Raw genomic sequence first — 13,142 nt, forward strand, 5'->3', positions numbered from 1 at the left:
TACAAACGATGGTAGACCGCCGTAATGCGCGAACCGAATCGACCCGGATACGACCGCGCACTAGGCTGGAGTCGCACAAGAGGCCCACGCATCCTCAGGCTCCACGTTCACCCATGTCAGGAGACTTCTGCCCGTGTCGATCACAGACGACATCCACGTCCTCACGCAACCGGTTCATCCCGCCGACTGGACCGAACTGGACACCAAGGCCGTCGACACCATCCGGGTGCTCGCCGCCGATGCAGTGCAGAAGGTGGGCAACGGCCACCCCGGCACGGCGATGAGCCTCGCCCCCCTCGCCTACACCCTCTTCCAGCGCGTCATGCGCCACGACCCCACCGACGCCGACTGGATCGGCCGCGACCGGTTCGTGCTGTCCTGTGGACACTCCAGCCTCACCCTCTACATCCAGCTGTACCTCGCCGGTTACGGGCTGGAACTCGAAGACCTGGAGTCGCTGCGCACCTGGGGCTCGAAGACCCCCGGCCACCCCGAGCACGGCCACACCCGCGGCGTCGAGATCACCACCGGACCGCTGGGTCAGGGTCTGGCCTCCGCCGTCGGCATGGCCATGGCCGCCCGCCGTGAGCGCGGCCTGTTCGACCCCGAGCCCGCGCTCGGCGAGAGCCCGTTCGATCACCACATCTACGTGATCGCCTCCGACGGCGACATCGAGGAAGGCGTCACCTCCGAGGCGTCGTCCATCGCCGGTGTGCAGCAGCTCGGCAACCTGACGCTGATCTACGACGACAACAAGATCTCCATCGAGGACGACACCGCCATCGCGCTGTCCGAGGACACCGCCGCCCGCTACGAGGCGTACGGCTGGCACGTGCAGATCGTCGAGGGCGGCGAGAACGTCGTCGCCATCGAGGAGGCACTGAACAAGGCCCGCGAGGTCACCGACAAGCCGTCGCTGGTCCTGCTCCGCACGATCATCGGTTTCCCGGCACCGAACAAGATGAACACGGGCGCTGCGCACGGCGCCGCCCTCGGTGCCGACGAGGTCGCGGCCGTGAAGACGGCGCTCGGATTCGATCCGGACAAGACGTTCGAGGTCGCCGACGAGGTCATCGCCCATACCCGCAAGGTCGTCGAGCGCGGCGCGCAGGCACACAAGGAATGGCAGGCCCAGTACGACGAGTGGACGCAGCGCGCCCCCGAGGGCAAGAAGCTGCTCGACCGCCTGATCGGACGCGACCTGCCCGCCGGCTGGGCCGACGTCCTGCCGACGTGGGAGCCCGACGCGAAGGGCCTCGCCACCCGGAAGGCGTCCGCCGCCGTCCTCAACGCCGTCGGACCGGTGCTGCCCGAGCTGTGGGGCGGCTCCGCCGACCTCGCGGAGAGCAACAACACCACCATCAAGGGCGCCGACTCGTTCGGTCCCAAGTCCATTTCCACCAGCATGTGGAACGCGGAACCGTACGGCCGCACACTGCACTTCGGTGTCCGCGAGCACGCCATGGGCTCGATCCTCAACGGCATCGCCCTGCACGGGCCGACCCGCCCCTACGGCGGCACGTTCCTCGTCTTCAGCGACTACATGCGTCCCGCCGTGCGGCTGGCCGCGATCATGAAGACCGCGGTCACCTACGTGTGGACGCACGACTCCATCGGACTCGGCGAGGACGGTCCCACCCACCAGCCGATCGAGCACCTCGCGGCGCTGCGCGCCATCCCCGGCCTGTACGTCGTGCGACCGGGCGACGCCAACGAGACCGCGCACGCGTGGCGCGCCGTTCTCGAGAAGGGCTCCGACGAGGCCACCCGCGCTCCCGCCGGTCTCGCCCTGACCCGCCAGGACCTGCCGGTCCTCGAGGGCACCAGCTACGAGGGTGTCTCCCGCGGCGGGTACGTCCTCGCCGACGCGTCCACCGGGGCACCGAAGGTCGTGCTCATCGGCACCGGCTCCGAGCTGCAGCTGGCCGTCGCGGCCCGCGAGGCCCTCGAGGCCGACGGCATCCCCACCCGGGTGGTGTCCATGCCCTGCGTCGAGTGGTTCGACGCCCAGGACCAGGCCTACCGCGATGGTGTGCTCCCCCCGACGGTCAAGGCGCGGGTCGCCGTCGAGGCCGGCATCTCCATGCCGTGGTACCGCTTCGTCGGTGACGCGGGCGAAATCATCTCCATCGAGCATTTCGGCGCCTCCGCCGACTACAAGACCCTGTTCCGCGAGTTCGGCTTCACCGCCGAAGCCGTCACCGCAGCCGCACAGCGCTCACTCGCACGCGTGAAGGGATAGAACGCCATGACTCAGAACCCCAACCTCCAGAAGCTCTCCGAAGCCGGCGTCTCGGTGTGGCTCGACGACCTCTCCCGTGACCGCATCGAGTCCGGCAACCTCGCCGAACTCGTCGCCACCAAGTCCGTCGTCGGTGTCACCACCAACCCGTCGATCTTCCAGGCCGCACTCAGCAAGGGCCACGTCTACGACGCCCAGGTCCGCGAACTCGCCGAACGCGGCGCAGACGTCGAGGCCACCATCCGCACCGTGACCACCGACGACGTCCGCGCCGCCTGCGACGTCCTCGCCCCGCAGTTCGAGGCCAGCCACGGCGTCGACGGCCGCGTGTCCATCGAGGTCGACCCGCGCCTCGCCCACGACGCCGACAAGACCGTCGCGCAGGCCGCCGAACTGTGGAAGATCGTCGACCGCCCGAACCTGTTCATCAAGATCCCGGCCACCGAGGCCGGCATCCCGGCCATCGCCAAGGTGCTCGGTGAGGGCATCAGCGTCAACGTCACGCTGATCTTCTCGGTCGAACGCTACGAACTCGTCATGGGCGCCTACCTCGACGGCCTCGAGACCGCCAAGGCCGCCGGACACGACCTGTCCCGCATCCACTCGGTCGCCTCGTTCTTCGTCTCCCGCGTCGACACCGAAATCGACAAGCGGCTCGACAAGATCGGCACCCCCGACGCACTCGCGCTGCGCGGCAAGGCGGCCCTCGCCAACGCCCGCCTCGCGTACGCCGCCTACCAGCAGGTCTTCGAGGTGCAGCCGCGGTTCCAGGGACTGCTCGACAGCGGTGCCCGCCCGCAGCGCGCACTGTGGGCGTCCACGGGCGTCAAGAACCCCGCCTACCCGGACACCCTGTACGTCGCCGATCTGGTGGCCCCGAACACCGTGAACACGATGCCGGAGAAGACCCTCGACGCGTTCGCCGATCACGGCCAGGTCAAAGGGGACACCGTCTCCGGCACCGGGGTCGCCTCGCAGGAGATCTTCGACCAGCTCACCGCCGTCGGCGTCGACCTGCCCGACGTGTTCAAGGTCCTCGAGGACGAGGGCGTCGACAAGTTCGAGGTGTCCTGGAACGAACTCCTCGAGGCCACCGCGGAGCAGCTGCGCGCAGCAGGGCAGAAGAGCTGATACGTGAGCGAGCCCGCAGCGTCAGACGATTGGGTCAATCCACTTCGCGACAGTAGGGACAAGCGCCTACCACGCATCGCCGGGCCGTGTGCGCTGGTGATCTTCGGTGTCACCGGCGACCTGGCCCGGCGCAAGTTGATGCCCGCCATCTACGATCTGGCCAATCGTGGTCTTCTGCCGCCCGGGTTCGCTCTCGTCGGGTTCGCCCGCAGGGATTGGTCGGACGAGGATTTCGGCAAGATCGTGCACGATGCCGTGCGCGACCATTCCCGGACCCCGTTCCGGGAGGACGTGTGGGAGCGGCTGTCGGAGGGCCTGCGGTTCGTCAAGGGCAGCTTCGACGACCCGGCGGCCTTCCAGGAACTGGCGAACACCCTCGCCACGCTCGAACGCGAACGCGGGACCGGCGGCAATCACGGGTTTTATCTCGCGATTCCGCCGGACGCGTTCCCGGTGGTCCTCAAGCAGCTGTCCGAGGCCGGCCTCGCCCGGTCGAACGACAGCCAGTGGCGCCGGGTGGTCATCGAGAAGCCGTTCGGTCACGACCTCGCGAGCGCACGTGAGCTCAACGCGGTCGTGAACGAGGTCTTCCCCGAGGACACCGTCTTCCGGATCGACCACTACCTCGGCAAGGAAACCGTTCAGAACATCCTGGCGCTGCGCTTCGCCAACCAGCTGTTCGATCCGATCTGGAACGCCCATTACGTGGATCACGTGCAGATCACCATGGCCGAGGACATCGGTCTCGGTGGGCGAGCCGGGTACTACGACGGCATCGGGGCGGCGCGGGACGTCATCCAGAATCACCTGCTGCAACTCCTCGCGTTCACGGCGATGGAGGAGCCGATCAGCTTCGAACCGTCGGAGTTGCAGGCGGAGAAGATCAAGGTGCTTTCCGCCACCAAACTCGCGCAGCCACTCGACGAGACCACCGCGCGCGGGCAGTACGCGGGCGGCTGGCAGGGCGGCACCCGGGTGGTCGGTCTGCTGGAGGAGGACGGGTTCTCACAGGACTCCACCACGGAGACGTTCGCGGCGATCACCCTCGAGGTCGACACCCGCCGCTGGGCGGGTGTGCCGTTCTATCTCCGCACCGGGAAGCGGCTCGGCCGCCGGGTCACCGAGATCGCCGTGATCTTCAAGCGCGCGCCGCACCTGCCGTTCGATCAGACGATGACCGAGGAACTCGGTCAGAACGCGCTCGTCATCCGGGTGCAGCCGGACGAGGGTGTGACGATGCGCTTCGGGTCCAAGGTCCCGGGATCGAGCATGGAGGTCCGCGACGTCAGCATGGACTTCAGCTACGGCCAGGCGTTCACCGAGTCGTCCCCCGAGGCGTACGAACGCCTCATCCTCGACATGCTGCTCGGTGAACCCTCCCTGTTCCCCGTCAACGCCGAGGTCGAATTGTCGTGGGAGATCCTCGATCCGGCGCTCGCAGCGTGGGCCGCGGAGGGCAAACCGGAACCGTACGAGGCAGGCACGTGGGGTCCCCCGTCCGCGGACGAAATGATGCAGCGCACCGGTCGCGAATGGAGAAGGCCGTAGATGATCATCGACATCCCCTCGACCACCACCGGCCAGGTCAACAAGAAGCTGGTGGAGGTCCGGAAGACCGGCGGGGCGGTGACGCTGGGACGGGTTCTCACCCTGGTGGTGTGCACCCGGGACAGCGAGAACTCCGAGGACATCATCGACGCCGCCAACGAGGCGAGCCGGGAACATCCTTGCCGTGTCATCGTCGTCGCCCGCGGTTCCCGCGACGCCGAACCGCGGCTGGACGCCCAGATCAGAGTCGGGGGTGACGCCGGCGCCTCGGAGGTGGTGGTGCTCCGCCTGTTCGGCGAACTCGCCGACCACGAGAGCAGCGTGGTGGTGCCGTTCCTCCTCCCCGACACCCCGGTCGTCGTGTGGTGGCCGGAGTCCGCTCCCACCGTCCCCGCGAAGGACCCGGTCGGGAAACTCGCGATCCGGCGCATCACCGACGCCACGGACCGTCCGGATCCCGCCGCGGAGATCAAGGGCCGCCTCGCCTCCTACACGTCCGGTGATACCGATCTGGCGTGGAGCCGCATCACGATGTGGCGGGGGCTCATCACCTCGGCCGTCGATCAGCCACCGCATTCGCGCATCGAATCGGCGGTGGTGTCGGGCCTCGTGGACGAGCCCGCCGTCGACATGATCGCCGGATGGCTGGCAGGCCGTCTCGATGCGCCCGTCAGCCGCAGGGTCGGAAAGTTGTTCGTGACACTCGCGTTCGCGGACGGTGGCACGCTGACCATCAGCCGCCCGCAGACCGGCACCACCGCGACGTTGTCGCGGACCGGGAAACCGGATGCGCTGGTGGCGCTGGGCAGGCGGGAGACCCGCGACTGCCTGGCCGAAGAACTACGCAGACTGGACCCCGACGAGGCCTACGAGGCCGCACTCGCCGGGCTGACGAAGGTGACGTATGAGTGACATCCACGTAGAAGTGCACCCCGACACCGCCACGCTGGTGACGAAGGCCGCGGAGCGATTCGTCGCCACCGTCGTCGCCGCCCAGAAGGATCGCGGTTCGGCGTCGGTGGTCCTCACCGGCGGCGGCACCGGGATCGGGTTGCTCGAGAAGGTCCGGGAGAATCCGGGCGACATCGACTGGCGCGCGATCGACATCTTCTGGGGTGACGAGCGGTTCCTGCCGGCAGGCGATCCGGAACGCAACGACGTGCAGGCGCGGGCCGCGCTGCTCGACCACGTCGACGTCGATCCCGACCGCGTGCACACCATGCCCGTCGCGGACGGGATCTACGAGAACGACCCGGAGGCGGCCGCCGTCGCGTACGCGCAGGTGCTCGGGGCCCACGCCGACGGCAGGCAGGTCCCGGTCTTCGACGTCCACCTGCTCGGCATGGGCGGTGAGGGACACGTCAATTCGCTGTTCCCCGACACCGACGCGGTCCGCGAGGAGCACCGGTTCGTCGTCGCGGTGACGGACTCCCCCAAGCCGCCGCCGGTGCGGGTCACGCTGACCCTTCCCGCCGTCCGGCACGCCGACGAGGTGTGGCTCGTCGTGTCCGGCGAAGCCAAGGCCGAGGCCGTGGCCGCCGCGATCGCAGGCGCACCGCCCGTCGAGATCCCGGCGTCCGGGGCCCGCGGACTCTCGGCCACCCGGTGGCTGCTCGACACGTCGGCCGCGACCCGGCTGCCGAACTGACCCTTGCCGAACTGACGCGCGCCGAACTGACCCTCTCATCCGACGGGGTCCTCGTCGTCGCCCGGTAACCCGGCGGGCGACCGGGGGTCCCGTTCGACCGGTGTCCGGGTGACCCGGCATTCGGTGACGATGCGGCCGGCCCGATGCGGGCTCGCCGTCCGCGTCCCCCGCCGCCCGATTCCGCCGCGCCAATAGACCGGGTCACCCGCGCATCGCCTCATCTGTCGCCCCACTTCGTCTCGGAAACGTTGTGCTCTTTCCCGTTTTGACGCAGGGACGGACGGTTCGGTTCCCGCGCCCCGCAAGAAAGTTCGTGCACTTTCTCGCGGGGCGCGGAAACCGGCCCTGCTACCCGCTGTTGCGCAGTGCGGTCGCCAGCCCGTTCATCGTGAGCTGGATGCCGCGGCGCGTCTGATCACTGTCGTCCCCGGCCCGGTAGCGGCGCAGCAGTTCCACCTGCAGGTGGTTGAGCGGCTCGAGGTACGGGAACCGGTTGTGCACCGACCGCTCCAGACCGGGATTGTCGGCGAACAGTGTGTCGTTCCCGGTGACCGCCTTGTACATCCGGATGGTCCGCTCGTGCTCCTCGGCGATCTTGCCGAACACCCGTCGGCGCAGTTCCTCGTCGGGGACGAGTTCCGCGTACCGGGCGGCGAGGCCCATGTCCGACTTCGACATCACCATCGCCAGGTTCGACAGCACGGTCCGGAAGAACGGCCACGTCTCGTAGAGGCGGGACAGTGTCGCCACCCTGTCGGGGTCGCCGTGCGTCCATTCCTCGAACGCGGCGCCGGTGCCGTACCACCCGGGCAGCATGACCCGGGACTGACTCCACGACAGCACCCACGGGATGGCCCGCAGGTCGGAGATGGACGTGGTCTGCTTGCGGGAGGCCGGGCGGCTGCCGATGTTGAGCGCCCCGATCTCCGCGACCGGGGTCGACATCTCGAAGTACTCCACGAATCCGGGTGTCTCGTGGACCAATTCGCCGTAGGCGCGGCGGGCCAGTGCGGCGAGTTCGTCGAGGATGCGGTACGCCGGTTCGGCGTCGTCGCCGAGGCCCTCGACGTCGAGGAGGGTGGCCTCGAGGGTCGCGGCGAGCAGCGTTTCGAGATTGCGTTGCGCGAGGCGGGGTTCCGCGTACTTGGCGGCGATCACCTCACCCTGTTCGGTGATCCGCAGCGATCCGGCGACCGCGCCGGGCGGCTGCGCGAGGATCGCCTCGTAGCTGGGTCCGCCGCCGCGGCCCACGGTGCCACCGCGACCGTGGAAGAGCCGCAACCGGATTCCCGTCTTGCGGGCCGCGTCGACCAGGTCCAGCTCGGCGCGGTACAGCGCCCAGTTGGCCGCCAGATAGCCGCCGTCCTTGTTGGAGTCGGAGTACCCGAGCATCACTTCCTGGGCGTCGCCGCGCGCCGACACCAGGGCCCGGTAGATCGGGACCTCCAGGGTGGCCTCGAGGGTGGCGGCCCCCTGCTGCAGGTCTTCGATCGTCTCGAACAGCGGCACGATGCCCACCGGGCAGGACGGCGCCTCCCCCGCTCCGGGATCGAGGATGCCGACCTCCTTCAGCAGGACCGCGGCCTCGAGCATGTCGCTGACGGAGGTGCACATGCTGATGATGTAATTGGGCACCGCGCCCGCACCGAGGGTCCGCACGGCCTCGGCGCCGGCCTGGAGAATGGCGAGTTCCTTCGCCGTCAGCTCGCTGAACTCGGCGTTCGCCGTGGTCAGGGGGCGCCGGGTGGACAGCTCCGCCGACAGCAATTCGACCCGCTCGTCCTCGGACAGCGACGGGTAGTCGGCGTGCACGCCCGCCCACGCCAGCAGTTCGGCGACCACGGTCTCGTGCACGTCCGAGTTCTGCCGCATGTCGAGGCCGGAGAGATGGAAACCGAACACCTCCACCGAATCCCGCAGCGTGGCCAGTCCGTCGTCGGCGATCGTGCCGTCGCCGCCGCACCGCAGGGAGTCGTCGACGACGTCGAGTTCGTCGAGCATCTGCCGCGGCGTGTCGTACGGTGCGAGCCCGAGGTCGAGCCCGTGATCGGGCGCCTCCCCCAGGATGCGGTGCGCGGTGGCCGTGAGACGCCCCCGGATGCCCCGCACGGCACGACGGTACGGCTCGTCGGCGCGGAACGGTGAATCGTCCTGGGACGCCGCGGCCAGGAGGTCGAGGGCGGGTGTGACGGTGACGAGACGGGCCGACATGGACAGTTCCCGCTCGAGCGTCTCGAGTTGCCCGAGATGGTGCTCGAGCGCGGTGGCCGCGGCCCGGATGGTGGCCTGGCGGACCACCTCGGCGGTGACGTACGGATTGCCGTCGCGGTCCCCGCCGATCCACGATCCGGGACGCAGGATCGGTTCCCGGCCCAGATCGGCGTCCGGCCACCGCGACCGCAGGGCAGTGCGCAGTTCGGCGTTGATCTTCGGGACCACCTCGAACAGCGCCGCGTCGTAGTACCGCAGCCCGACCTCGATCTCGTCCTGGATCCGCAACCGCGACAACCGGATCAGCGCGGTCTGCCACAGGGTGAGGATCTGCCGCCGCAACCGGACGTCGACGTCGGCGGTCTCGGACTCGGTCAGCGCGGTGCGTTCGCGGTACCGCATCAGTTCGGTGATCCGCGTCTGGGTCTCGAACACCGTGCGGCGACGGGTCTCGGTGGGATGCGCGGTGATGACCGGCGACACCAGTGCCCCGCGCAACGCGTCCGCGACGACGTCGCTGCTCAGATGAGCGGCGTCGAGCTTGGCGAACGTGGCGGTCAGGGTGCTGTCGGGGGCGGGTTCACCGGCGGCGACGTGGACGGCACGCCGGCGTTCGCGGTGATTGTCCTCGGCGAGGTTGGCCAGCAGGGCGAAGTGGCTGAAGGCCCGGATGACGGGAATGGCGTCGCTCGTGGACACCTCGGTGAACATGTCGGCCAGATCGGCGCGATCGATCTCGGAACGACGAACCCGGAACGACTCGACCCTGGCCTTCTCGACGAGGTCGAAGACGCTGTCCCCGGCCTGCTCCCGCACTATCTGACCGAGGATGCCGCCCAGGAGCCGAATGTCTTCGCGGAGTGGTTCAGTGGCCTCACGTGGGGTTTCGATCATGCATCCAGTATCGACCGGTGACGGCCCGTCCGCATGATGAAGCCGATCAGCCGAACTTGATCTCCAGGCCGATGCCGATGATGGCGATGAACCAGATCAGACCGGTGAAGACGGTCAGCCGGTCGAGGTTCTTCTCGACCACGGTGGAACCGGACAGGCTGGACTGGACGCCGCCGCCGAACAGGCTGGACAGACCGCCGCCCTTACCGCGGTGCAGCAGCACCAGCAGAATCAGCAGCAAGCTGGTGATCACCAGCAAGATATCCAGGAACAGTTCCATGTCTGTCTACGTCCACCCATCCAGTAGGAACAACTACGACCTCGTACACCCTACAGGCGCTCCGCGCTCGTGCGCCTTTCCGGTACCCACCGCTACCGGAAAGGCGCACGAGCGCCGAAGGAGCATTACGGCAGGGGTCCGCCTGCGGCGATCGCCGACAGGGTGGCGAACTCGTCGGCCTTCAGTGACGCGCCGCCCACGAGGGCGCCGTCCACATCCGTCTGACCGACGATCTCGCCGACGTTCTTCGCGTTGACGCTGCCGCCGTAGAGAACGCGGACACCGGACGCGACGTCCGGCGAGGCCAGCTCACCGAGCGTGGCGCGGATCGCGGCGCAGACTTCCTGCGCGTCCGCGGCACTGGCCACCCGGCCGGTGCCGATGGCCCACACCGGCTCGTACGCGATGACGACCTTCGCGATGTCCTCGGCGGACAGTCCGGCGAGCGAACCCCGCAGCTGCTCGACGTTGTAGGACACGTGCTCACCGGCCTCGCGGATATCGAGGCCCTCACCGATGCAGACGATCGGGGTGAGCCCGTTCTTCAGCGCGGCCTTGGTTTTGGCCAGCACGGTGTCGTTGTCCTCACAGTGCAGGGTCCGGCGCTCCGAGTGTCCGACGACGACGAACGTGCAGCCCAGCTTGGCCAGCATGGAGCCGCTGATCTCGCCGGTGTACGCACCCGAATCCTGGGCCGACACGTCCTGCGCACCGTAGGTGAGCAGGAGCTTGTCGCCCTCGACGAGGGTCTGCACGCTGCGGATGTCGGTGAACGGCGGGATCACCGTCACGTCGACCTTGTCGAAGTACTTCGCCGGGAGCGAGAAGGCGATCTTCTGAACCAGCGCGATGGCCTCGAGGTGGTTCAGATTCATCTTCCAGTTGCCGGCGATCAGCGGCTTCCGTGCCATTCCTCAGCCCTCCAGAACTGCGATGCCGGGGAGTTCCTTGCCCTCGAGGTACTCGAGGGAGGCGCCGCCACCGGTGGAGATGTGCGAGAACCCGTCCTCGGGCAGACCGAGCTGGCGCACCGCCGCGGCGGAGTCACCGCCACCGACGACGCTGTACGCGCCCTTGCCGGTGGCCTCGATGATCGCCTCGGCGACACCCTTGGTGCCCGCGGCGAACTTCTCGAACTCGAACACGCCCATCGGGCCGTTCCAGAACACGGTCTTCGCGCTGGTCAGGATCGCCGCGAACCGGCGAACCGACTGCGGTCCGATGTCGAGTCCCATCCAGCCGTCCGGGATCTCGAGCACCGACACGATCTTCGACTCGGCGTCGGCCGAGAACGAATCGGCGATGACCACGTCCTGCGGGATGTGGATCACGTCGGCGTACTGCTCGAGCAGCGCCTTGCACGTGTCGATCATCGACTCCTCGCACAGCGAGTTGCCGACCGAGACGCCCTGCGCCGCGAGGAACGTGTAGTACATGCCGCCGCCGATGACGAGGGTGTCGACCTTGGGGGCCAGCGCCTCGATCACCGCGAGCTTGTCCGACACCTTGGATCCACCGAGGACGACCGCGTACGGCCGCTCGGGCTCCTCGGTGAGCTTGCCGAGCACCTCGATCTCGGCTTCGACGAGCTTGCCCGCGTAGTGCGGGAGCAGCTTCGCGACGTCGTACACCGACGCCTGCGCGCGGTGCACGACACCGAAGCCGTCGGACACGAACGCACCGTCGTCGCCGACGAGTTCGACCAGGGCCTTGGCGAGCTTCATCCGCTCGGCCTCGTCCTTGCTGGTCTCTCGCGGGTCGAAGCGGATGTTCTCCAGCAGGAGGACGTCGCCGTCGGTGAGTCCCTCCGCGCGTGCCAGCGCGTCCTGCCCGACGACGTCGCCGGCGAGCTGGACGTTGCGGCCCAGCACCTCGGCGAGCTTGGCCGCCACCGGTGCGAGGGAGTACTGCGGGTCGGGCTCGCCCTTGGGGCGACCCAGATGGGCGGTGACGATGACCTTGGCGCCCGCCTCCGCCAGCGCTTTCAGCGTCGGTGCGGAAGCGAGGATGCGCCCGGGATCGGTGATCCGGTCGCCGTCGAGCGGAACGTTGAGGTCGGAGCGCACCAGCACGGCACGCCCCTCGACCCCAGCGTTCAGAAGATCGTCGAGAGTCTGAACTGCCACTGTTACCGGACCTTCACTCAGAGAGACTTGGCGACGAGACCGATGAGGTCGGCCAGACGGTTGGAGTAACCCCACTCGTTGTCGTACCAGGACACGATCTTGGCCTGATCCTCGATGACCTTGGTGAGGCCGGAGTCGAAAATCGAGCTGTGCGGGTCGGTGACGATGTCGGACGACACGATCGGGGCGTCCGTGTACTTCAGGATGCCCTTGAGCGGGCCCTCGGCGGCAGCCTTCATCGCGGCGTTGATGTCCTCGACGCTGGCCGACTTCCGCAGGTTCGCGGTGAGGTCGGTGACCGAACCCGTGGGGATCGGGACGCGCAGCGCGTAGCCGTCCAGCTTGCCGAGCAGCTGCGGGAGGACCAGGCCGATGGCCTTGGCGGCACCGGTTCCGGTGGGAACCACGTTCAGTGCGGCGGCACGGGCGCGACGCAGGTCGCTGTGCGGGCCGTCCTGCAGGTTCTGGTCCTGGGTGTAGGCGTGGACCGTCGTCATGAGGCCCTTGACGATGCCGAACTCGTCGTCGAGCACCTTGGCGATGGGGCCGAGGCAGTTGGTGGTGCACGAGGCGTTGGAGATGATGTTCTGGCTGCCGTCGTACTTGTCGTCGTTGACGCCCATCACGATGGTGATGTCCTCGCCCTTGGCCGGGGCGGAGATGATGACCTTCTTGGCGCCGGCCTCGAGGTGGCCCTTCGCCTTGGCTGCGTCGGTGAAGATGCCGGTGGACTCGACGACGACGTCGACGCCCAGGTCGCCCCAGGGAAGCGCCGCCGGGCCTTCCTTGATGGCGAGAGCCTTGATCTTCTGGCTTCCGACGACGATGGTGTCTTCACCCTCGAGCGAGACGTCGTGCGGGAGACGACCGAGGATCGAGTCGTACTTCAGGAGATGCGCCAGCGAAGCGTTGTCCGTGAGGTCGTTGACCGCCACAATCTCGATGTCGGTGGTTCCGAGCGCCTTCTGCGCATCCACCGCCCTGAAGAAGTTACGCCCGATACGGCCGAAACCGTTTACGCCTACCCGGACAGTCACAATCTGCTCCTTTGTGCATGATTCT

10 protein-coding genes are annotated in these 13,142 nt (G+C 68.2%); 5 read left to right on the forward strand and 5 right to left on the reverse strand.

Going from position 1 to position 13,142, the window contains the following annotated elements:
• Window positions 1-133: 133 nt before the first annotated feature.
• Genes tkt through pgl form a run of 5 tightly spaced genes read left to right on the forward strand, consistent with a single transcriptional unit; the run spans window position 134 to window position 6,569 of the window.
• Window positions 134-2,242 (forward strand): transketolase, encoded by a 2,109-nt coding sequence (gene tkt, locus MLGJGCBP_RS18545; protein ID WP_160097524.1) that lies wholly within the window; start codon window positions 134-136, stop codon window positions 2,240-2,242.
• 6 nt (window positions 2,243-2,248) lie between these two features.
• Window positions 2,249-3,373, forward strand: coding sequence for a transaldolase (tal, locus tag MLGJGCBP_RS18550; protein ID WP_160097525.1), 1,125 nt, complete (start codon window positions 2,249-2,251; stop codon window positions 3,371-3,373).
• A gap of 3 nt (window positions 3,374-3,376) precedes the next feature.
• A complete protein-coding gene (zwf, locus tag MLGJGCBP_RS18555) occupies window positions 3,377-4,921 on the forward strand; it encodes a glucose-6-phosphate dehydrogenase (protein WP_087555964.1) in 1,545 nt (514 codons plus the stop codon).
• Complete coding sequence (opcA, locus tag MLGJGCBP_RS18560; protein WP_087555963.1) at window positions 4,922-5,833, forward strand: glucose-6-phosphate dehydrogenase assembly protein OpcA; 912 nt, start codon at window positions 4,922-4,924, stop codon at window positions 5,831-5,833.
• Window positions 5,826-6,569: a 6-phosphogluconolactonase gene (gene pgl / locus MLGJGCBP_RS18565; protein ID WP_160097526.1), complete on the forward strand. Its 744-nt coding sequence runs from the start codon at window positions 5,826-5,828 to the stop codon at window positions 6,567-6,569. Before opcA ends, pgl begins: the two co-directional genes overlap by 8 nt.
• Before the next feature lie 348 nt (window positions 6,570-6,917).
• Here pgl and ppc read toward each other — a convergent pair whose 3' ends face one another.
• The 5 genes from ppc to gap form a co-directional block, all read right to left on the reverse strand.
• Complete coding sequence (ppc, locus tag MLGJGCBP_RS18570; RefSeq protein WP_160097527.1) at window positions 6,918-9,674, reverse strand: phosphoenolpyruvate carboxylase; 2,757 nt, start codon at window positions 9,672-9,674, stop codon at window positions 6,918-6,920.
• Between the two features lie 46 nt (window positions 9,675-9,720).
• Entirely contained in the window at window positions 9,721-9,954 is a 234-nt protein-coding gene (gene secG / locus MLGJGCBP_RS18575; protein WP_015890633.1) for a preprotein translocase subunit SecG, read from the reverse strand.
• A 125-nt stretch (window positions 9,955-10,079) separates the two neighbouring features.
• On the reverse strand, window positions 10,080-10,865 hold the full coding sequence (gene tpiA, locus MLGJGCBP_RS51880; RefSeq protein WP_087555960.1) for a triose-phosphate isomerase: 786 nt from the start codon (window positions 10,863-10,865) through the stop codon (window positions 10,080-10,082).
• Between the two features lie 3 nt (window positions 10,866-10,868).
• Window positions 10,869-12,080 carry a phosphoglycerate kinase gene (locus MLGJGCBP_RS51885; RefSeq protein WP_087555959.1) on the reverse strand — a complete coding sequence of 404 codons (1,212 nt, stop codon included), beginning with the start codon at window positions 12,078-12,080 and terminating at the stop codon, window positions 10,869-10,871.
• Between the two features lie 17 nt (window positions 12,081-12,097).
• The gene (gene gap / locus MLGJGCBP_RS18590) at window positions 12,098-13,117 is read right to left on the reverse strand and encodes a type I glyceraldehyde-3-phosphate dehydrogenase (protein WP_015890630.1); all 1,020 of its coding nucleotides are present in this window, start codon (window positions 13,115-13,117) and stop codon (window positions 12,098-12,100) included.
• Window positions 13,118-13,142 lie beyond the last annotated feature (25 nt).

Origin of the sequence: Rhodococcus sp. T7 (genome assembly GCF_009872365.1) — a bacterium.
Taxonomy (GTDB): domain Bacteria; phylum Actinomycetota; class Actinomycetes; order Mycobacteriales; family Mycobacteriaceae; genus Rhodococcus_F.

Excerpts from the sequence above, each read along its gene's own strand:
- tal (WP_160097525.1), top strand. The coding sequence starts at position 2,249 with ATGACTCAGAACCCCAACCTCCAGAAGCTCTCCGAAGCCGGCGTCTCG.
- opcA (WP_087555963.1), top strand. The coding sequence starts at position 4,922 with ATGATCATCGACATCCCCTCGACCACCACCGGCCAGGTCAACAAGAAG.
- pgl (WP_160097526.1), top strand. The coding sequence starts at position 5,826 with ATGAGTGACATCCACGTAGAAGTGCACCCCGACACCGCCACGCTGGTG.
- ppc (WP_160097527.1), bottom strand. The coding sequence starts at position 9,674 with ATGATCGAAACCCCACGTGAGGCCACTGAACCACTCCGCGAAGACATT.
- secG (WP_015890633.1), bottom strand. The coding sequence starts at position 9,954 with ATGGAACTGTTCCTGGATATCTTGCTGGTGATCACCAGCTTGCTGCTG.
- tpiA (WP_087555960.1), bottom strand. The coding sequence starts at position 10,865 with ATGGCACGGAAGCCGCTGATCGCCGGCAACTGGAAGATGAATCTGAAC.